General features: G+C 35.6%; 20 protein-coding genes. 13 read left to right on the forward strand and 7 right to left on the reverse strand.

Translation table 11 applies throughout. The features are described from left to right. Positions 1-66: 66 nt before the first annotated feature. Positions 67-867: a tyrosine-protein phosphatase gene (locus ACMGE6_RS07045; protein ID WP_414053269.1), complete on the forward strand. Its 801-nt coding sequence runs from the start codon at positions 67-69 to the stop codon at positions 865-867. Between the two features lie 79 nt (positions 868-946). On the opposite strand, the gene ACMGE6_RS07050 is transcribed toward ACMGE6_RS07045, so the two are convergent. Beyond that, a complete protein-coding gene (locus ACMGE6_RS07050) occupies positions 947-1,741 on the reverse strand; it encodes a hypothetical protein (RefSeq protein WP_414053270.1) in 795 nt (264 codons plus the stop codon). Positions 1,742-2,150: 409 nt separating this feature from the next. Here ACMGE6_RS07050 and ACMGE6_RS07055 point away from each other — a divergent pair, with 409 nt between their 5' ends. From ACMGE6_RS07055 to ACMGE6_RS07070, 4 genes are all read left to right on the forward strand, one after another. Further along, complete coding sequence (locus ACMGE6_RS07055; protein WP_414053271.1) at positions 2,151-2,678, forward strand: GrpB family protein; 528 nt, start codon at positions 2,151-2,153, stop codon at positions 2,676-2,678. A 130-nt stretch (positions 2,679-2,808) separates the two neighbouring features. Next, positions 2,809-4,260 (forward strand): helicase HerA-like domain-containing protein, encoded by a 1,452-nt coding sequence (locus ACMGE6_RS07060; protein WP_414053272.1) that lies wholly within the window; start codon positions 2,809-2,811, stop codon positions 4,258-4,260. Next, positions 4,260-4,442 (forward strand): hypothetical protein, encoded by a 183-nt coding sequence (locus tag ACMGE6_RS07065; protein WP_414053273.1) that lies wholly within the window; start codon positions 4,260-4,262, stop codon positions 4,440-4,442. The genes ACMGE6_RS07060 and ACMGE6_RS07065 overlap by 1 nt, the downstream gene beginning before the upstream one ends. A gap of 16 nt (positions 4,443-4,458) precedes the next feature. After that, positions 4,459-5,415: a diacylglycerol kinase gene (locus tag ACMGE6_RS07070; protein ID WP_414045821.1), complete on the forward strand. Its 957-nt coding sequence runs from the start codon at positions 4,459-4,461 to the stop codon at positions 5,413-5,415. 27 nt (positions 5,416-5,442) lie between these two features. On the opposite strand, the gene ACMGE6_RS07075 is transcribed toward ACMGE6_RS07070, so the two are convergent. Beyond that, positions 5,443-6,261, reverse strand: coding sequence for a glucose 1-dehydrogenase (locus ACMGE6_RS07075; RefSeq protein WP_414053274.1), 819 nt, complete (start codon positions 6,259-6,261; stop codon positions 5,443-5,445). 114 nt (positions 6,262-6,375) lie between these two features. Between ACMGE6_RS07075 and ACMGE6_RS07080 the strand changes: the two genes are divergently transcribed. The 4 genes from ACMGE6_RS07080 (at position 6,376) to ACMGE6_RS07095 (ending at position 11,085) form a co-directional block, all read left to right on the forward strand. After that, complete coding sequence (locus tag ACMGE6_RS07080) at positions 6,376-8,196, forward strand: 5'-nucleotidase C-terminal domain-containing protein (protein WP_414053275.1); 1,821 nt, start codon at positions 6,376-6,378, stop codon at positions 8,194-8,196. Between the two features lie 68 nt (positions 8,197-8,264). Then, positions 8,265-9,629 carry a 23S rRNA (uracil(1939)-C(5))-methyltransferase RlmD gene (gene rlmD / locus ACMGE6_RS07085; RefSeq protein WP_414053276.1) on the forward strand — a complete coding sequence of 455 codons (1,365 nt, stop codon included), beginning with the start codon at positions 8,265-8,267 and terminating at the stop codon, positions 9,627-9,629. Between the two features lie 157 nt (positions 9,630-9,786). Then, entirely contained in the window at positions 9,787-10,854 is a 1,068-nt protein-coding gene (gene dinB / locus ACMGE6_RS07090; RefSeq protein ID WP_414053277.1) for a DNA polymerase IV, read from the forward strand. Positions 10,855-10,869: 15 nt separating this feature from the next. Beyond that, the gene (locus tag ACMGE6_RS07095) at positions 10,870-11,085 is read left to right on the forward strand and encodes a hypothetical protein (RefSeq protein WP_414053278.1); all 216 of its coding nucleotides are present in this window, start codon (positions 10,870-10,872) and stop codon (positions 11,083-11,085) included. A 10-nt stretch (positions 11,086-11,095) separates the two neighbouring features. Here the strand turns inward: ACMGE6_RS07095 and ACMGE6_RS07100 are convergent, their stop codons facing one another. The 4 genes from ACMGE6_RS07100 to ACMGE6_RS07115 all read right to left on the reverse strand — a co-directional run bounded on the left by ACMGE6_RS07100 (position 11,096) and on the right by ACMGE6_RS07115 (position 14,478). Then, positions 11,096-11,989: an exonuclease domain-containing protein gene (locus ACMGE6_RS07100; RefSeq protein ID WP_414053279.1), complete on the reverse strand. Its 894-nt coding sequence runs from the start codon at positions 11,987-11,989 to the stop codon at positions 11,096-11,098. A gap of 77 nt (positions 11,990-12,066) precedes the next feature. Further along, a complete protein-coding gene (locus ACMGE6_RS07105; RefSeq protein WP_414045828.1) occupies positions 12,067-12,243 on the reverse strand; it encodes a FeoB-associated Cys-rich membrane protein in 177 nt (58 codons plus the stop codon). Between the two features lie 11 nt (positions 12,244-12,254). Further along, positions 12,255-14,249 (reverse strand): ferrous iron transport protein B, encoded by a 1,995-nt coding sequence (feoB, locus tag ACMGE6_RS07110; RefSeq protein WP_414053280.1) that lies wholly within the window; start codon positions 14,247-14,249, stop codon positions 12,255-12,257. Continuing rightward, positions 14,242-14,478: a FeoA family protein gene (locus ACMGE6_RS07115; RefSeq protein WP_414045830.1), complete on the reverse strand. Its 237-nt coding sequence runs from the start codon at positions 14,476-14,478 to the stop codon at positions 14,242-14,244. The genes feoB and ACMGE6_RS07115 overlap by 8 nt, the downstream gene beginning before the upstream one ends. A gap of 204 nt (positions 14,479-14,682) precedes the next feature. Here ACMGE6_RS07115 and ACMGE6_RS07120 point away from each other — a divergent pair, with 204 nt between their 5' ends. The 4 genes from ACMGE6_RS07120 to scdA all read left to right on the forward strand — a co-directional run bounded on the left by ACMGE6_RS07120 (position 14,683) and on the right by scdA (position 18,746). Next, entirely contained in the window at positions 14,683-16,002 is a 1,320-nt protein-coding gene (locus tag ACMGE6_RS07120) for a MurT ligase domain-containing protein (protein ID WP_414053281.1), read from the forward strand. Continuing rightward, positions 15,995-16,720 carry a type 1 glutamine amidotransferase gene (locus ACMGE6_RS07125; protein WP_414045832.1) on the forward strand — a complete coding sequence of 242 codons (726 nt, stop codon included), beginning with the start codon at positions 15,995-15,997 and terminating at the stop codon, positions 16,718-16,720. The genes ACMGE6_RS07120 and ACMGE6_RS07125 overlap by 8 nt, the downstream gene beginning before the upstream one ends. A 178-nt stretch (positions 16,721-16,898) precedes the next feature. Further along, positions 16,899-18,032, forward strand: a complete 1,134-nt coding sequence (locus tag ACMGE6_RS07130; RefSeq protein ID WP_414053282.1) for a TIGR04053 family radical SAM/SPASM domain-containing protein — start codon at positions 16,899-16,901, stop codon at positions 18,030-18,032. Positions 18,033-18,068: 36 nt separating this feature from the next. Continuing rightward, positions 18,069-18,746: an iron-sulfur cluster repair di-iron protein ScdA gene (gene scdA / locus ACMGE6_RS07135; protein WP_414053283.1), complete on the forward strand. Its 678-nt coding sequence runs from the start codon at positions 18,069-18,071 to the stop codon at positions 18,744-18,746. A 33-nt stretch (positions 18,747-18,779) separates the two neighbouring features. Here the strand turns inward: scdA and ACMGE6_RS07140 are convergent, their stop codons facing one another. Further along, a complete protein-coding gene (locus tag ACMGE6_RS07140; protein ID WP_414045835.1) occupies positions 18,780-19,778 on the reverse strand; it encodes an FUSC family protein in 999 nt (332 codons plus the stop codon). Between the last annotated feature and the right edge of the window lie 33 nt (positions 19,779-19,811).

Below are 19,811 nucleotides of genomic sequence, written 5' to 3' on the forward strand. Positions count from 1 at the left end.
ACAATTGACATTTATTATGAGATTGATACTATTGTTTTAATGAGTTTAGGATGAGGAGAGAATAAAATGATTGATATACATAACCATATATTATTTGGCATAGACGATGGTGCCCAAACGAAAGAAGATGCACTGGATATGGCAAGAGCTGCACAAGCTGAAGGTATTACAGATATTATTGCAACACCCCATCATAAGATTGGTGTCTATGAAAATTTTGGTCCGAAAATTAAAGCTTTAACTGAAGAGGTAAACAATCTCATTGCATCAGAAGGTATTTCAGTCAAAGTACATGCAAGTCAGGAAATTAGAATCTATGGCGATGTTGTCGAGGATTTAAAGAATGGAAAAGCACTCACATTGTCTGAGAATAGTCCCTATGTATTAATTGAATTCCCATCACATGAAGTACCGATCTTTACTGAGCAACTTTTTACGAAGATGGCACTTGAAGGATATATTCCGATTATCGCACATCCGGAAAGAAATAGTGAACTTCAGAAGAATCCTAATAAATTAGCAGAATTAATTGAGTTAGGTGCACTGGCACAAGTGACAGCTGGTGTAGTCTGTGGTCAGTTAGGAGAATTTAGTAAGAAATGTGCTGAGATGATGATGGATCACCGACTCATCCATATTATTGCAAGTGATGCTCATAATGTTAATACGAGAAATTACTTTATGAAAGAAGCATATGAAACGATTGCTTTAAAATACGGGGAAGATGCGGTTAATCGTTATAAAGAAAATGCACAAAAAGTACTGGCAGGGGAATCTATTCGTTATGTCAGTCCGATAGAAGTTGAAAAAGAAGATAAAGTTGAAAAACCTGTGAAGAAAAAGAAGAAGTTCTTTGGATTGTTTTAAAAAATCAGAGCCTATTATAAATCATATGATTTGTAATAGGCTCTGATTTTTGTAGACATTTTATATGAAGTTTCAAAGTTTATTCAGTTTGTTCGTTAAATAAATAATCAGAAATAGAAGTAACCCAACGTGCAACACCACGATTTGTTAATAAACCGTCTTCAACATTGTAATAATCCTGAATGGCTTTGTTGTTTGGCCATTTGCTTGATTGGTTTACATAGTAGAACTCATTATTTTGACCACCGAAATAATCTTCTTCAGCTTTTTGATACTTCGCAAAATCAGAGTCATTATACTCAGGACGTGTACCTACGATTACTACTGGTGTATCATTGTCACCGGCTGTATTATAGATGCTTTCGATTGTAGCGATATGATCATTTGATGTTACATCTTCAGAGAAGTCATTTAATGTAAGTGAATCTAAGATAATAAGGTCAGGATTCGTCTTGTTGATTTTATCCATACTTACAGTCGCTGATGAACCTGATACTTCAACCTCATTTACTTTAATATGATCATCCGATGCATAATCTAATTCATCTTTAACTGTAGTGTTTTCATCAGATACTTGATAAGGCGTTGAAATAAGTGTGATATTCATAACTTTCTTATCTTTCACCGCATTGTTGTAGATTGTTTGGAATGTTTTATTTTTGAAAAGATTGCCGTTAGGTTTTTTATTTGTATCTTTTTTTACTTTCTTTTTCGCAGTATCTTTTTGTTCAGCATAATAATCTTTACCGCTTTGCTCAGAGATTGCTTTTTCTCTCGCTTCTGAATCAGTAACGCGTGTTTCCCAGAACGTATAACCGACTGCAATTAGAATAAGCGCTGCAACAATGTAAAGCCAAAATAATAAATTCTTCATTGCGATTAATTCCTCCATATTTTTTCAATAATAATATAGTAACAAAAAAACGTATAAATTTATACAGACAACACTTGAGTGAATGTATTTATTTCAAAAAAACTTATGAATAATGAAAATTTATTAAAGTCATTAAAATAAGTTTAATACTATTTTAATAGGATATAATAAGTAAACATAATTGACAAGGTAGAGAGATATTTTTAGAAAATAAGAAATATTTATACTTAATATGCATATTAATAATATATCAGCATAATAACTCATGAGTTTAAGATGAATCACTTGTTAAGTTGTGCACATTGCAAAATGGAAAATGATTAAAATGACATAGTAATAGTACTACTATTATGGTAAAATATTTCTATATAAGTGTCGATAGTATCATTTCTCGAATCGGAGGATATATATGATTGATTATACGCCATGGAACGAAAAGGATTATCATCAAATTTTCATCCGTGAGGCAAAAGAACTGATTGAAATCTTTAGAAACGAACTTGTGGAACTTCATCATTATGGCAGTACTTCAGTGGTGGATTTACCAGGGAATAAGACAATCGATATATTACCGATTGTTAAATCACTGTCACATGTGAATTTATTTATTGATAAGATGGAAGCCATCGGTTATAAAGAGGTTGATGCCAGCAAGTTTACAGATGATCAGTGCAGGCTGTTTATTGCAAAGAAAAATCAACTCACATTCTATGTAACGATGATAGAACGTACAAACTTTGATGCAATTACCAGAAGATTGGCTTTAAGAGATTATTTGCGTACACATAACCTGGAACGTATTGCATATGCAAAATTCAAAACGCAACAAGCTGTACAATTTCGAAATGACTATAACACTTATAAGCGTGCTAAGAAAGATTATATTACTAAGCTTGAGAAGAAGGCACTGCGTTGGTATGAAGGTAGCAGAAACTAATTATAATATACAATTTATGAACATAAGGGAGACAATTACTGTCTGCCCTTTTTTATTGTCAAAATTGCTTATTTATCAGTTTACTGTAAAATAAAAGTAATCATGCAAAAATAAAAGGGTAGGGATTTCGATGACTTCTGTAAATATTGCAAAAAATGATAAAGACATTACTTTACAACTTCAAATGGCGAATCGTCATGGCCTAATAGCTGGAGCAACAGGGACAGGGAAAACAGTGACGTTAAAGGTACTGGCTGAACAATTTTCTAAAAATGGTGTACCTGTGTTCCTTGCAGATATAAAAGGTGATTTAGCAAGTATTGCAGAACCTATGGAGATGAATGATAAGATTCAGCAGAGATTAACTGATCTATCAATAGAAGATTATCATCCTCGAAGCTTTCCGGTAAGATTGTGGGATATTTTTGGAGTAGACGGCGCACCTGTGAGAGCAACGATTTCTGAAATGGGTCCACTGCTTTTATCGCGCTTATTAGAACTTAATGATACGCAATCAGGTATATTAGATATTGCTTTTAAAATTAGTGACGACAATGGTTTATTATTACTGGATCTAAAAGATCTGCAAGCATTATTAAAAGATATGGCTGATAATGCATCTGCTTATAGTAGTCAATACGGTAATATCACAAAACAATCCGTCGGAGCTATTCAGCGTAAATTACTTACTTTTGAAGGGCAAGGTGCACAAAATTTCTTTGGTGAACCGGCATTGAATTTAACCGACTTTATGGAATGTAATGAAGATGGTGACGGCTTTGTCAATGTATTGATGGCGAATCAATTATTTATGAAACCAGTATTATATTCAACATTTTTATTATGGCTACTGACTGAGCTGTTTGAAGAATTACCTGAAGCAGGAGATATGGATAAACCAAAACTTGTGTTTTTCTTTGACGAAGCGCACCTTTTATTTAAAGATGCTGCACCTTCATTTGTAGCACAAGTTGAACAGGTTGTACGTTTAGTACGTTCAAAAGGTGTGGGAGTTTACTTCATCACTCAAAATCCTATTGATTTACCCGATGAAGTTTTAGGTCAATTGGGGAATCGTGTGCAGCATGCTTTACGTTCTTTTACGCCTAGAGACCAAAAAGCAGTAAAAAGTGCTTCTGAAACTTTTAGACAAAATCCGGACTTAGATGTTGCCACTGCGATTGGTGAATTAAAAACAGGTGAAGCATTGATTTCATGTTTAAATGAAGACGGACAACCAAGTATTGTTGAGCGTGCTTTCATACGTCCGCCAGAGAGTAAAATTGGCGTAATAGACAGTGCAGTAAAAGAGAAAGTTTTAGCTGACAATCCTTATCAACAAAAGTATGGTGAAGCAGTTGATAGAGAGAGTGCATATGAATTGCTGGAACAAAAGTTTTCAGATGCTCAAGCTGAAAAAGAAAAAATCGAAATAGATAAAGATGCTAATAAAAAGGTCAAAACGCAAAGAAAAGAACCAAAATCTGAGTTACAAAAAATTGCAACGAGTGTACTAACAAGTGTAGGTCGTCAAATAGGTCGTGAAATCGTAAGAAATATATTTGGTGGCAGAAGAAGATAATGAAAAATGGATGGATTTATATTATACTAGTCGCTATGAATATGGCATTAATGCTTGTATTAATGTCACCCGCAATTCAGGAGAATGACATATATATGAAGGTAATACAGGTATGTATCGTCATCGTAACATTTATATTGGTGAGACTGTATTTAAAAGATAGAGGCTTTTTAAACAAGTAAACGAGGTGGTGTTTTTTTGAGAAAACGAGCGAGAATTATTTATAATCCGACTTCAGGTCGTGAGCTATTTAAAAAATCATTAGCAGATGTGTTGATTAAGCTGGAAGATGCAGGTTATGAAACGAGTGCTTATGCTACAAAAGCTGCGGGTGATGCGATTCAGGCTGCGCGTAAAGCGGTAGAAGATCGCTTTGATTTAGTCATTGCCTCTGGAGGAGATGGCACAATCAATGAGGTCATTAATGGTATTGCAGAGCAGGATTATCGACCAAATATCGGAGTTATACCGATGGGGACAGTTAACGACTTTGGTCGTGCGCTACTTATCCCAAAAGATATCATGCAGGCAGTCGATGTGATTATAGAAGGCAATACTGTACCAGTCGATGTCGGTAAAATGAACAATAGATATTTCATCAATATTGCGGGTGGCGGAAAAATTACTGAAGTAAGTTACGAAGCCCCTAGTAAGCTCAAAACAGTGCTTGGACCACTAGCTTATTATATAAAAGGGTTAGAAATGCTACCTGAAATTAAGGCAACTGATATTCGCATAGAATATGATGGTAAAGTATTTAGTGGTGAAGTAATGTTATTTCTGATTGGATTAACGAATTCAGTCGGTGGTTTTGAAAAACTTGTTCCTGATGCATCGATCAATGATGGCTACTTTACATTATTATTTTTAGAGAAGGTCAATTTTGCGGAGTTTGGTCATGTATTTTCATTAGCTTCACGCGGTGAGCATATTAAACACCCTAAAGTACATTATATAAAGGCAAAAGATATCAAAGTATCAAGCTTTGAGAAGGTACAACTGAATGTTGACGGAGAATTTGGTGGCATACTTCCGGCACACTTTATCAATCTTGAGCGTCACATCAATATTTATAGTCAGCTTGATGTGATACATCCGGATAAAGAAAATGAAATTATTACGCAGTATACTAAAGACTTGAATAAAGAAGAATAAAAAAGAAGAGGTTAGTCCTCTTCTTTTTTATATTTGATCGGTAAATGATTCTAATAATTCATCATGTTCAAAGTTGCGATGCGATGGATATAAACTTAGTCCGCCATCAGCGACGATTGTTTGTCCTGTGATATATTTACTTTCTGAACTCGCTAAAAATGCTGCAACGTTAGCAATTTCTTCTGGTTCTGCTACATAACCCATTGGAACGAATAAATCTGCATCACGCTTGTCTTCAGGGGTTTTAAAGTTATCCGCATTAATGGGTGTGTTAATACTTCCCGGTGCTATATTATTAATGCGAATTTGTACGCGTGCGTATTCGAGGGCTAGGCTTTGGGTCATTAATTTTACACCGCCCTTACTTGCACAGTAATGCGCATAATGTGGCCAGGGGATGATTTCATGGACACTAGATATATTTATGATACTGCCTTTAAACTTTCGTTCCATAAAGTGCTTGAGAGCCAATTGACAGCCGATAAATGTACCACGTAAATTAACATCAATCACTTTATCAAAGTCTTCTATGGCCATAGTATGACTTGGTATATCTGACTGAATCCCTGCGTTGTTTACCATAATATGAAAAGCACCGAAATGCTGGATTGTTTGTGCGATTAAGTGTTCCATATCATTTTTATTTGTTGTATCAGCTTGCACGGCTATAGCATCTACACCGAGTGCTTTTATGATGTCAACAAGTACATTTGCCTCTTCTTCACGAGAACGGTAGTTAATAACAACGTTCATTCCTTCTTTCGCAAATCGAATTGCAGTGGCTTTCCCAATACCTGAGGCCCCACCAGTAATGATTGCTACTTTGTCTTTTAGATCATTATACATGTCCTCACTCCTTTTATTCTTGAATACCCGTAATAATCACTGATTAATCTAAAGTGTGAAATGTGACAGCGGCTTATTTTTCTACTAAAATAAAAAATGAAAGGTGGCGCACCAATGTATAAATTATCTATATTAGCAACGACAGATACGCATAGTCATATTAGCTTATATGATTATTTTTTAGAACGTGAAATGCAAATTAATGGACTTATTTTAGCGGGGAGTAAGATAGAAGAGATAAAATCTCTGAATGAACAACAAGACATTGCTACGCTCGTTGTCGATAATGGAGATATACTGCAAGGTAATATAATGGCAGACTATGCGGCAAATGTGCGTCCGGATATACATCCGGCAATCAATATGATGAATGAAATTGGATATGACGCAGGAACTTTAGGAAATCATGAGTTTAATTACGGGCTGGATTATCTAGACACAGCGCAAAAACAGGGTTTATTTCCGCTAGTCAATTGTAATGTAAAGCACATCAATGGAGACTTTGTCGTTAAACCGTACCATATCGTCGAGAAGTCATATAATGATGGCACTTCCATAAAAATTGGTATTACAGGAGTTGTCCCAGAGCAAATAATGATGTGGGATAAAGAACATTTAACGGGTCGAGTCCTTGTTGAGGATATGTATGATGCACTATTGCAATACAGCAATCAATTGAAAGCTCAAGGGTGTGATATTGTTGTAGCATTAATGCACACGGGTTTAGATCAGGAGCAATTAGAGGAAATGCGTGGTAATGAGAATCAAGTCTATCGCCTAGCACAGATAGAAGCCGTTGATGCATTTGTCTTCGGTCATACACATCAGCAATTTCCTGGACCTGATTATGCAGATATTAAAGATGTGGATGCAGTAAACGGTAAAGTATTTCATGCCTACGGTGTTCAGCCAATGTGTTTTGCAAGTCATTTAGGACGAATTGATATAGAACTTGAGAAGACAGAAACAGGTTTTAATATAGTGGACGGTAAAAGCAGTGTGATTGAATTAAAATCAAGTGACGTTGTTATCAACACGCACTTAATTGATGTAAATAAAAATGCGCACGATGGTGTACTTGAGTATGTGAAGCGTCCGATAGGTATTACTCATCGACATCATGAAAGTTATTTTGCACAGGTGGGGCCAAGTAGTGTAGTTGAAGTAATAGCTAAAGCAGGAAAATTTGCGACCGAGGAATTAATAAAAAATCATCAATTAACGCTTGCGAGTCCGAATATCATTTCAACAAGTGCACCGATTAAGGCTGGACGAGATGGTGTAAATGACTATATAGATATTGAAAGCGGCAGACTAACATTAAAAGACGCTTTAAACATTTATCGCTTCCCGAATAAATTATCAGCTGTAAATATAACAGGTAAAGTTTTACGAGAATGGGTGGAATGGAGCGTATCGTGCTATAACACAATTGGTAGTGAATATATTGTAAAGGATAACAAATCCACAGCACCAGGATTTCCTAGTTATAATATGGATATTTTCTATGAATTAAACTATAGTATAGACTTATCATGTGAAGCAAGGTACAGTAATGTAGGTGAGAAAATAAATGACACGTATCGTATTGAAGAGTTAACTTATTTAAATCAGCCTGTGACTGATGAACAACAGTTTACTGTACTAACGACAGATTATCGCACAAACTTCTGTCCGATATTAAAAGATGCAGCTGTGACAAAGATACAGCTGGAAGACATCGAAATCAGACAAATCATTATCGATTATATAAAAACGCATGGTATTGATTTTGAGCCGACTAGACCTTTTACATTCTTACAGGACGGCATTTTTAAATTTAAATCAAGCCCAAAAGGGATTGAATATCTGCAACCGGGTATAACAGAAACAGATTTGTACGACGAGGATTATTTAATTTACGAACTTAATACAGCTTTAATAAAAGATAAATAATATCTTTGCAACAGCCTCAAAATAATGAATTCTATTCAATATTTTGAAATAAACCTTTAGGAGAAAACATGAAACAAATTAAATTTAACAAAAACGAAGAATTACAAGGAACAGTTGTAGATTTAACGCACGAAGGAGCAGGTGTTGTCAAAATCGATGATTATCCGTTTTTCGTTGAAGGTGCACTGCCAGGAGAAGAAGTGATCATTAAAGTAATGAAAGTTGGTAAGTCATTTGGATTTGCCCGACTACAAACAATTCTAAAGAAAAGTCCTGACCGTGTTGAAGAAAAAGATATCGTAGGTCGAAAAATCGGGACGATGACTTTACAACATTTATCTTATCCAGCACAGTTGAAGTTTAAGCAGCATTTAGTAGAAAGTGCATTTGAACGTCTTGGCAAATTCAAAGGTATAAAAGTTGCTGAAACGGTTGGAATGGAAGTACCTTATGAATATCGTAATAAAGCGCAAATTCCAGTGAGGTCAATTGGAGGCATGCTTGAAACAGGATTTTTCAGAAAGAACAGCCATCAACTCGTTCCGGTAGAAAATTTCTATATCCAGCATAAAGAGATTGATGCAGCAATTGTGAAAGTAAGAGATATTTTACGTAAATATGATATCGTACCTTATAACGAGCGTAACCATAATGGTGAAGTGCGACATATTGTTGTTAAACGTGGTCATTACACAGGACAATTAATGATTGTTTTAGTGACCAATAAGAAACGTTTAGCAAATATTGACTCAATTACACATGATATTGTAACTACCATTGATAATGTGGAAAGTGTTGTATTAAACTTTAATAACCAGGAAGGCAATGTGATTTTAGGACGTAACAATACTGTTTTACACGGTACGCCTTATTATACTGATAAGATGCTCGATTTAGAATTTAGAGTATCTCCTAACTCATTCTTCCAGGTGAATACACCACAAGCAGAAGAACTCTATAAATTAGCACTGGAAGCAGCTGATCTCAATGGTACAGAAACGGTACTTGATGCCTATTGCGGTATCGGAACGATCTCTTTAGCATTGGCCAAGCAAGCGAAACAAGTCTATGCGATGGAAATTGTACATGAGTCTATTAAGATGGCTAAACAAAATGCTAAGTTAAATGGTATATTGAATGCTCATTTTGAAACAGGATCTGCAGATGAGATATTACCGAAGTGGAGTGAAGAAGGCATTAAGTTTGATGTTGCAGTCGTTGACCCGCCACGTAAAGGTTTAGACGATGAATTTATTCAGACATTGATTGCTCAAAATCCGAAGAAAATTGTTTACGTCAGCTGTAATCCTTCAACATGTGCACGTGACTGTCGTAAATTTGCGGATGCAGGATATAAGATTGAAACCGTAAAACCTGTAGATTTATTTCCTCAGACACCACATGTTGAATGTGTTGTTAGGCTTACGAAATAATATATTGAACGCATAGCTTATGTTATGCGTTTTTTGTTGTGAGTATGCGGCTGTAAAGATAAAATACCATCGCATTCAAACTCAATCAATCCACTCATTAACACCATCATTTCTTTTTCATATATAATATAAATATTAAAATTAAAGAAGTGATAATATGACGAGAAGAATTATTCACATCGATATGGATGCGTTCTTTGCGCAAGTGGAACAAAGAGATAATCCTGATCTAAGGGGAAAGCCGGTTATTGTTGGTGGTAAGAGTCGTAACCGTGGTGTAGTGGCAACCTGTAGCTATGAGGCGCGGAAGTTCGGTATACATAGCGCCATGCCGACTGCCCGTGCACATCAATTGTGTCCTGATGGATATTACGTGAGTCCGAGATTTGACGTTTACCGAGAAGTTTCATCTCAAATTATGTCGATATTTAAGAGCTATACAGAAATTGTTCAGCCGGTCTCTTTAGATGAAGCATATCTTGATATCACCCATCTTGTGCGTAAAGACTTAGGTGCGAGTCAAATCGCAGCTTTTATAAAGCGTGATATAATGTCTGCTACTCATTTAACGTGTTCAGCTGGTGTGTCTTATAATAAATTTTTAGCGAAGATTGCATCTGGCATGAATAAGCCAAATGGTTTGACTGTCATTCATTATGGAAATGTTGATGCAATATTAAGTGAACTACCAATCGGTGAATTTCCAGGTGTGGGTAAGGTTACCGAAGAGAAAATGATTAGACTCAAAATAACAAATGGAAGAGAACTTAAAAGAAAGACAGAGTTAGAGTTAATAGAATTATTCGGTAAGAAAGGTTCAAGTCTCTATCAAAAAGCACGTGGTATTGGTTCTGACATAATTAATGTGGACCGAGTAAGAAAATCAATTGGAAAAGAGTCAACCTTCTCTCATGATGTTCAGAATGAAACATTTATTCTTCAGACAATGCGCACTCATTCAGATAAAGTGGCTCAAAAGCTGCAGGATTTAAATAAAGTAAGTGATACAATCACTGTCAAGATTAAGACAAGTGATTTTGAGTCTCATACAAAACAAACTAAATTACTGGACTTTACAGATCAAGCGGATACCATTTATAATACAGCTGTGTTATTATATACAGACCTAAAAGAGAAATTTGACAATATACGTTTAGTTGGCGTGTCAGTAGGGAATTTAAAAAATAAAGTGTATGAAAATCTGACGATATATGATTTTCTTTAGAAATGAGGAAGTATTATGAAATTTAAATTTGCGATTATAGGCATCACTGCACTTCTCATTATGATGTACATTATGGAAACTTTAGAGCATGGTTTTAAGGTATTACCATTAATTGGTATTGTTTTAGTTGCTGCATTTTTATTCTGGATAGATCATAAATTAGAACGACCAGTCAATCGCCACACAATTAAAAAGTCTATAAAAGATAACACGACTACAAATCATAAGTAGTCGTGTTTTTTTATTCATAAAATTTGATGAGCGCCTGCAATTTATCATCATTCATTATGATGATATCTTGTCCGAGCGCTATTTTGTTTCGTACGATGCCTTCTTTTCTGGAAGGTTGATTATTTTTTTGCTTACCCATAATAAAGTAATCGATTTTATCCAAATCTTCAGCATAACTACCACCATGATCAACAATATACTGCACAACATGCTTTCGTGCTTTATGAAGGGTACCGGTAATCGCAATATGTTTGTTGTAAAATGGGTGATTCGTATCGATATCACTCGTTGACGGCTGAATACTCTTCAGTTCTTCGTGATAGCGTGACATACTTTGACGTTTAGAGGTCGTTGAAATATTCTTGATATATTTCTTTCGACGTTTACTTGTCAGGTAGTCATTTAAATCATCATAATGCTTTAGCAAACGCACGGTTATCATCGCGCATGCTTTAGCATCATTTAATGCATGATGATGACCATGGAAGTCGATATTATAATATGCCATCATATTCTTTAAACTATGACTATGGTTTCGAACTGTATCACGAGACATAATCACTGAACAAAAGTAGGCTAATGCAGGCATTTCAAAGTGGTAACGGATAATTGATGCATGTAATACGCGCATATCAAACTGAGCATTATGTGCGACAATCGGTAAATCACCGATAAAGTCCAGCATATATGGATAGACTTCTTTAAATGTTGGAGCATCACTTACATCTTCAGGACGAATACCATGCACGCGAATATTTGACTCACTAAAATATGTTTCTGGATTGACTGTCGTATAAAATGTTTCAGTCATCATGTTTTCAATAACTTTGACCATTCCGACGCTACATATAGAAGCAGGTGAACCATTTGCGGTTTCAAAGTCTAAAGCGATAAATGCATTCATAATAAGCTCCTCTATTTTTAATTATGATGTATTTTAACATTAATTAATTTAAAAAAACTAGTGAGCAGTTTTGCTCACTAGTTTTTCTTGATATGGTCAAAGTCAATTTGATGTAAAGTATCGCATCCGCAATTGTCATTTAAATCACAACTATTACATTTTCCAGCTTTAGATTTTTTGAAGAATTTATACAGTGTATATGAAGCATAGCCAAAAATGAGAGCAAACAATAAGATATTAAAAAATAGAGCCATTATTCAACCTCCTATATAAATAATCTTCCGATTTGATAAACGAGCATCGTTAATATATACGCTGTTGCCAGCGGATATGCAGTTGCGATAAATGTCCACTTCCACGAAGCGGTTTCTTTTCTTATCGCAGCAACTGTAGATAAACATGGAATGTAGAGCAAAATAAATAACATAAATGCATACGCTGAAAGTGGTGTAAATTGATGATGAATCATTGAAACTAAAGCATCATCTTTTACCGCATATATAATCGCCATCGCACTTACAACAACTTCTTTCGCTAAAAATCCTGGTATTAACGTTGCTCCAGCCTGCCATGAACTAAATCCTAAAGGTACTAGGAATGGCGCGATTGCTCCACCGATCATCGCTAAGAAACTCTCTTCAATATCTACACCAAAACCACCAGGGCCAGCATAGTTTAGTAACCAGATCAACACGGAACCTCCGAAGATGAATGTACCGGCTTTTTTAACGAATCCTTTACCTTTTTCCCACGTACTTCTCCACAACGTCTTTAATGACGGTAAACGATACGGTGGTAATTCAACGATAAAGATCGATGTATCATTTTTCAGAACAGTCTTAGATAATATTAAACTTACAAGTAAAGCAACGACAATACCAATCACATATAAACTGAGCACGACAAGTGCCTGGTTCTCTTTAAAGAAGACACCTGCAAATAATGCATATACCGGTAAACGCGCTGAACACGACATAAAAGGCGCAATGAGTATTGTTGTTAGACGTTCTTTCTCTTCTTCGATACTACGTGCCGCCATAATGCCAGGTACGTTACAACCGAAACCGATGATCATCGGAATAAATGACTTACCATTTAATCCGAACACTTCCATCACTCTATCCATAATGACTGCAATACGCGCCATATATCCTGAATCTTCAAGTAACGAAATAAAGAAGAAAAGTACTAATATTTGAGGGACAAAGACGAGTACGCCACCGACACCAGCAATAACGCCATCAGTCACTAAATCTTGTAAGAACGGTACGATACCCATTTGCTGCATCACTGACTTCGCACTGTCCGTTAATGGTCCGGCAAAGAAGGCATCTAGCTTGTCAGATAGTGGGGTACCAATCCACGTGAATGTTGTCTGGAAGATAAGCCACATTAAGAATAAAAAGATTGGAATACCGAAAATATTATGTGTAACAATTTTATCTAATCGTTCGGTGAAATGTTGTTTATCCTCATCCGGATAAGTCACAACTCCTTCTAAAAGTTGATCGATATAATCGTTACGAGATTGATGTATCTTTGATTTCAAGCTAGTATCAAGTTTTGCCTCTAATCTAACTCTGATAGGGTCGATTATTTTTAATGTAGCTTGTGGTAAGTATTGCTCAACACTCGGATTATTTAATAAAAATTGTATCGCTAAGAAACGATAATGTTTTTTGTCCAGTGATAAATTGTCTGGTAAAAGCTGGATCACTTCAGCAATGGCCTGTTCAATTTGCTCATCGTAATTTATATTTAGAGGACGGTTTTTTGACAATGTATCGCCTAAAGCATTTAATACATCTGTAGAACCGCGTCCAGTTCTTGCTACGACGGGGATAATTGGCGTTTTTAACTTTCTCATCAGCAAGTCGATGTTGATATTAATACCACGTTTTGTTGCTACATCGACCATATTCAGACCAATCATCATGGGTGCCCCGTACTCCATTAGCTGAATGGTTAACAGTAAATTACGCTTTAACTGTGCGGCATCAATAATATTGATCATACCGTTAAAGTGCTCATTCAATAAAAAATTTGTTACCACTGTTTCATCTTTTGACAGCGGTAACAAATCATATATACCTGGTAAATCTATCAGTTGTCCCGTATTGTTTTTTAGTTTACCAATTTTTTTCTCAACCGTTACGCCGCTCCAGTTCCCAACATATTCATAGCTGCCGGTTAGTGCATTAAAAAGGGATGTTTTTCCGACATTTGGATTGCCTAATATACAAAATGAAGGACTACTCATTGACTTGCTCCAGTAAAATTTTGCATGCATCACAGTTACGAATACATACGTGTTGACCGTTAATATCTAAAGTACAGGGCCCTTTAAATAAACTTTTTTGTCGGACTTTAATTTTTGAACCTTCGTTAAAACCTAATGCATGCAAGCGATGCATTACCATAGCATTATCAAAAACCATTGATTTTATTTTGTAGGTACGCCCGAGTGTAGCGTTGGCGATATGTACCATAAAGACACCTTCTTCGTTTAATTGATATTGATTATCATTCACATAAAGTTTAACAAAGGAAAATTCAAATTACAAGTAGTGATTCGTGCTAAATATGACAATTTGTCAATAAAACTTATCTTTAATTTGTGACTGTTAAATAGAAAAATTTATTAAAAAGCGATATGAAGTGATATAATAAATAGTTGAATATAGGAGGTTACTATGAAAAAAATTGCTGCTAAAAACATTGCTAAAATTGCACGTAGATTAAGTATCATGGCAGGTAAACGTGGTACAGATCTACCTGGGCAAGTTGCACGTAAAATAGATCCACAGATTTTAAAGAAATTGAGTGCTGAAGTTGAAGAGGTTGTATTTATTTCAGGGACGAACGGAAAGACGACAACGAGTAATTTGATTGGTCATACGTTAAAGAAAAATAATATTAAAATCATTCATAATACTGAAGGTGCTAATATGGCAGCCGGTATTACATCAAGCTTTATTGTTCAATCGTCTAAAGATACAAAACTTGCAATTATTGAAATTGATGAAGGATCAATTCCACGAGTATTAAAAGAAATGACACCGACTAAGATGGTATTTACAAACTTTTTCCGTGATCAGATGGATCGCTTTGGTGAGATAGATATTTTAGTTGATCGTATTGCTGAGAATATAAAAGGGCGTGGAATAGAACTAATACTTAACGCAGATGATCCGTTTGTCTCTCGTTTGAAGATTGCTAGTAATAAGGTAACGTATTACGGTGTGAAAGCTCATATACATGACTTTGAAGAAAGTACGATGATTGAGAGTAAGTACTGCCCGAACTGTGGTAAGATGCTGCAATATGACTGGATTCATTATAATCAGATTGGTCATTATAAATGTAGCTGTGGATTTAATCGCCAGCTTCCAAAATACGAAGTGGAAGCTTTAACAGAAACACCATTTTTAAATCCTACAATCAATGGTCATACCTTTAATATGAAGATTGCCGGTGATTTTAATGTATTCAATATTATCGCAGCATACAGTGTGTTACGTGAACTTGGATTAAATGATACGTCAATTGAAAAAGGTTTCTCAACTTATGCCAGTGATAACGGACGTATGCAGAATTTTGTAAAAGGTAATAAACAAGCAATCATCAATTTGGCGAAGAATCCGGCAGGACTTAACGCAAGTTTGTCTGTTGGTGAAAAGATACAGGGCAAGAAGTCATATTTGATTTCTCTCAATGACAACGGTGCAGACGGACGTGATATATCATGGATTTGGGATGCAGATTTTGAGAAGTTATCACGTCAGAATATCCCTTATATCTTGTGTACCGGAAACCGTGCAGAAGAAATCGCACTTCGTTTAAAATACGCTGAAATAGATGCTCAGATAGAAGTGAATCAAAATATTAAAGAAGCAACACAAACGATACTTAATCGTCCGGAATATACAGTATGTATTCCGAACTATACATCATTAGAGCCGATGCATCAGGCATTAAATGCATTTTTTGAAGGAGGTAAAGTCAATGAATAGAGCGATTGAAATATTCCACTTTATGCCGGATAAACTCAATTTATATGGTGACATCGGAAATATTATCGCACTGAAACAACGTGCAAAATGGCGTGGACTGGAAGTTAATGTGACAGACATTAATACGACGCGAGGCATTAAAATCAGTGACGCAGATATATTGTTTATTGGTGGCGGTAGTGACCGAGAACAAAAAATTGCAACAGATGACTTATTCCGTGTGAAAGATGACTTTAAAGCAGCGATTGAAGACGGTATGCCAGCACTTACGATTTGTGGAGGTTATCAGTTTTTAGGCGAAAAATATGTGACGCCTGATGGTAATGAATTGAAAGGTCTTCATATATTAGACTTCTATACAGAATCCAAGAAGGATCGTTTAACTGGTAATATTGTGATTGAATCAGAAACATTCGGTCAAATTGTTGGGTTTGAAAATCATGGTGGTAGAACTTATCATGATTATAATACGCTTGGACGAGTAGTAAGTGGTTACGGGAATAATGATACGGATAAAAAAGAAGGTATCCATTATAAAAACTTGCTAGGTACATATTTACATGGACCGATATTACCAAAGAATCATGAAATCACAGATTATTTATTAAAACAGGCATGTGAACGTATTGGCATGGAGTTTCCCGAAATCGTACTTGATAACCGTGTGGAAGAAGCGGCGAAGCAAGTCATTGTTAAAAGATTGATGGAAGAGAAATAATAGTATAAGAAACAAAGTGGCACGATTCTTTGGAGTCGTGCCACTTTTGTTGTTTCGATATGATATTAAAGCGATCCATGTATTTTAATGTGACAAATTATCAAACTCTCTTAAAGATATATTTAAAATGTATCTTTTAAGTGTATAATCAAATCATAAGTTCCTTGGAGGTGTATGAATGATAGATTATAACGAAAAGCCATTTATCGTGATATGGGAAGTAACAAGAGCTTGTGAATTACATTGTTTGCATTGCAGAGCTGAAGCACAAGTGAACCGTAATCCATATGAATTATCTACAGATGAAGGTAAGGCATTAATTGATGATATTGCCGAAATGAATGGACCGATGCTGGTCTTTACGGGTGGCGATCCATTAATGCGTGACGATATATTTGATTTAGCAGCTTATGCAGTTGAACGCGGAGTACGTGTTTCAATGACACCAAGTGCGACACCAAATGTCACTAAAGAAAACATGCAGCGTGCAAAAGATGTAGGATTGTCACGTTGGGCATTTAGTATTGATGGACATAATCAACAAATTCATGATCACTTCCGAGGAACAGAAGGTAGTTTTGACTTAACGATGAACGCTATTCAGTATTTAAAAGAACTTGAAATGCCCCTTCAAATCAATACGGTAATTAGTAGATACAATATTGATTATTTAGAAGAGATGGCACAAATGGTTGAAGATTTAGGTTGTGTATTATGGTCAGTATTTTTCTTAGTGCCAACTGGACGAGGGCAAGAAAGTGATATGGTAACACCTGCCCAGCACGAAGAAGTATTTCGTTTCTTAAACAAATTACGCAAAACAGCTTCATTTGGTATTAAGACAACATCGGCACAACATTATCGTCGAGTAGTGTTACAGGAGCAGATTCGAGATATGAAGAAGGCTGGCACATTTGATGCCATTAAATATGAAGATAGTCTTACAACGATGGATATTAATACAATAGATGGATTAGGCCGTGCTCCAAAAGGAGTGAACGATGGAAATGGATTCGTCTTTGTATCACATTTAGGTCACGTTTATCCAAGTGGATTACTTCCTGTTTCATGTGGAAACATAAGAGAGAAGCCATTAAGTGAGATTTATGTGCACTCACCCATCCTACAGAATTTACGTAATCCGGATTTATATAAAGGTAAGTGCGGTATGTGTGAATTCAGATATGTATGTGGGGGGTCCAGAAGTCGTGCATATGCGGTGACGGGTGACTTAATGGCGTCAGAGCCTTATTGCGTTTATCAACCGAAACAATGGATTCAGCATAAAAGAAAGTTAAAGCAAGTTAATTAAATAAAATAAACTAAAGATTAATCGGAGGAATATATAATGATCACTAAAGAGATGCTCGTTTCAGATATTGTTAAACAATCACCAAAGGCTGCGGATATTTTCAGAAGTAATAGAATTGATTTCTGTTGTGGGGGGAATATCCCTTTAGCAGAAGCAATTAATGATAAGAGTAAATCACTTGAGGAACTTTTAGAAGAATTAAATGCACTAGAAAACGGTAGTGATGCAACACTTGATGTACAGTATTTAGATAATGCAGCGCTGATTAACTATATTCAAAATAAGTTCCATAAACCACTGCCTGAAGAGTTTAAGAACTTAATGCCGTACGTTACTAAAGTAGCCAAAGTTCACGGAGAACGTCATCCTCATTTATTAGAACTAAAAGAACTGACAATGAAATTGCGTGACGAATTATTAGATCACACAAAAGATGAAGATGAAAATGTCTTCCCGTTAGTTATTGAATATACTAATAATCCAACTGAGACATTAAAAGCTGAGCTTGCTCCGCATATTGCTGAACTTGAAACAGAACATGATGGTGCAGGTACAATTTTAAAACGCATGCGTGAAATTACCGATGATTTCACACCACCTATGGATGCATGCGGCACATATAGAGTTGTATATCAACGATTAGCAATGCTGGAGCGCGATACATTCCAGCATGTGCATCTTGAAAATAACGTATTGTTTGAGAGAATCAAGTAATAAAATTGAATATAAATAAAAAATAAACAAGTCTTAAATGACTTGTTTATTTTTGTTTGGATGATCATTTAGTAAACGATTTATCATCAGTAACTCATATATGAAATGACTCTTCATCTGATTATCATCAAACTCTGTTAAGTGTTTTACGCTGTTTTTGAGTAAGCTTAAAGAAGGTTTATCTGGTTGGTAAGTTCTGTCTATGCCAAATGTTTCAAATGACTTCATAAGTTGATTCAGTGCTTCTTTCTCTTCATCCACCATGACAAATTCTGTACCGTTCGGAATGAGAATCATATGATTAATATGGAGTTGGATCAGTCGATTTACATCCAGACGGTGGCGTAATCTTGTTAATTCATATTCAACTTCCAGATTTTTATGGAAGTGCATTTCTTCTTTTTCATAAGCTAGCAGTGTATCGATTTTTGAGATTAATTTATTAGTTTGCTCCATCATTGGTAACGTGCCACTTAAATCTGCCAGGTTTGCATTAATCTCAGTTGATCGCTGAATTAACATCTTCATTAATTTCGTTTCTAATATATCCATCAAACTTGCAATTTGTGTATGATATTTTGGAGGTAATACGAAAAAATTGACCAATGTGGCTGTTGATAGTCCGATAGTAGTTGTTGCGAGTCTAGAAAAGAAATTAAAAGCAAAGTCCTGATGAATGTTAGGAACCATAGCTACAGCTGTAAGACTGGCAACCAGCATACCGTCATAAAGTTTTAATTTATAACATACGAATAGTGTAACTGTAGCGGCAATACTATAACTTAGTGCAGAATCACCTAAGAAATATGTGCTCATCACTGCGATAAATGCACCGAGTATTGAGGCAGGGAATCTGATAAATGCTTTTTTCAGTGATGCTCTCGCAGTTGGCTCAATGGTAACAATTGATGTAATCACTGCAAATATAGGTGGTAAGTTTAGTAATTGGCAAAATAATGCTGTTAAAAATGTAGCAAGCCCCGTTTTTATCGTGCGAGCCCCTATTATTTTTTTCGTCCATTTTATTTTCATGAGATCCATCCAGTTTTTAAAGTAGTATCATGT

The sequence above is a fragment of the Macrococcus equi genome, assembly GCF_047426745.1.
In the GTDB taxonomy this organism is placed as follows: Bacteria; Bacillota; Bacilli; order Staphylococcales; family Staphylococcaceae; genus Macrococcoides; species Macrococcoides equi.

Excerpts from the sequence above, each read along its gene's own strand:
- ACMGE6_RS07045 (WP_414053269.1), top strand. The coding sequence starts at position 67 with ATGATTGATATACATAACCATATATTATTTGGCATAGACGATGGTGCC.
- ACMGE6_RS07050 (WP_414053270.1), bottom strand. The coding sequence starts at position 1,741 with ATGAAGAATTTATTATTTTGGCTTTACATTGTTGCAGCGCTTATTCTA.
- ACMGE6_RS07055 (WP_414053271.1), top strand. The coding sequence starts at position 2,151 with ATGATTGATTATACGCCATGGAACGAAAAGGATTATCATCAAATTTTC.
- ACMGE6_RS07060 (WP_414053272.1), top strand. The coding sequence starts at position 2,809 with ATGACTTCTGTAAATATTGCAAAAAATGATAAAGACATTACTTTACAA.
- ACMGE6_RS07065 (WP_414053273.1), top strand. The coding sequence starts at position 4,260 with ATGAAAAATGGATGGATTTATATTATACTAGTCGCTATGAATATGGCA.
- ACMGE6_RS07075 (WP_414053274.1), bottom strand. The coding sequence starts at position 6,261 with ATGTATAATGATCTAAAAGACAAAGTAGCAATCATTACTGGTGGGGCC.
- ACMGE6_RS07080 (WP_414053275.1), top strand. The coding sequence starts at position 6,376 with ATGTATAAATTATCTATATTAGCAACGACAGATACGCATAGTCATATT.
- rlmD (WP_414053276.1), top strand. The coding sequence starts at position 8,265 with ATGAAACAAATTAAATTTAACAAAAACGAAGAATTACAAGGAACAGTT.
- dinB (WP_414053277.1), top strand. The coding sequence starts at position 9,787 with ATGACGAGAAGAATTATTCACATCGATATGGATGCGTTCTTTGCGCAA.
- ACMGE6_RS07095 (WP_414053278.1), top strand. The coding sequence starts at position 10,870 with ATGAAATTTAAATTTGCGATTATAGGCATCACTGCACTTCTCATTATG.
- ACMGE6_RS07100 (WP_414053279.1), bottom strand. The coding sequence starts at position 11,989 with ATGAATGCATTTATCGCTTTAGACTTTGAAACCGCAAATGGTTCACCT.
- ACMGE6_RS07105 (WP_414045828.1), bottom strand. The coding sequence starts at position 12,243 with ATGGCTCTATTTTTTAATATCTTATTGTTTGCTCTCATTTTTGGCTAT.
- feoB (WP_414053280.1), bottom strand. The coding sequence starts at position 14,249 with ATGAGTAGTCCTTCATTTTGTATATTAGGCAATCCAAATGTCGGAAAA.
- ACMGE6_RS07115 (WP_414045830.1), bottom strand. The coding sequence starts at position 14,478 with ATGGTACATATCGCCAACGCTACACTCGGGCGTACCTACAAAATAAAA.
- ACMGE6_RS07120 (WP_414053281.1), top strand. The coding sequence starts at position 14,683 with ATGAAAAAAATTGCTGCTAAAAACATTGCTAAAATTGCACGTAGATTA.
- ACMGE6_RS07125 (WP_414045832.1), top strand. The coding sequence starts at position 15,995 with ATGAATAGAGCGATTGAAATATTCCACTTTATGCCGGATAAACTCAAT.
- ACMGE6_RS07130 (WP_414053282.1), top strand. The coding sequence starts at position 16,899 with ATGATAGATTATAACGAAAAGCCATTTATCGTGATATGGGAAGTAACA.
- scdA (WP_414053283.1), top strand. The coding sequence starts at position 18,069 with ATGATCACTAAAGAGATGCTCGTTTCAGATATTGTTAAACAATCACCA.
- ACMGE6_RS07140 (WP_414045835.1), bottom strand. The coding sequence starts at position 19,778 with ATGAAAATAAAATGGACGAAAAAAATAATAGGGGCTCGCACGATAAAA.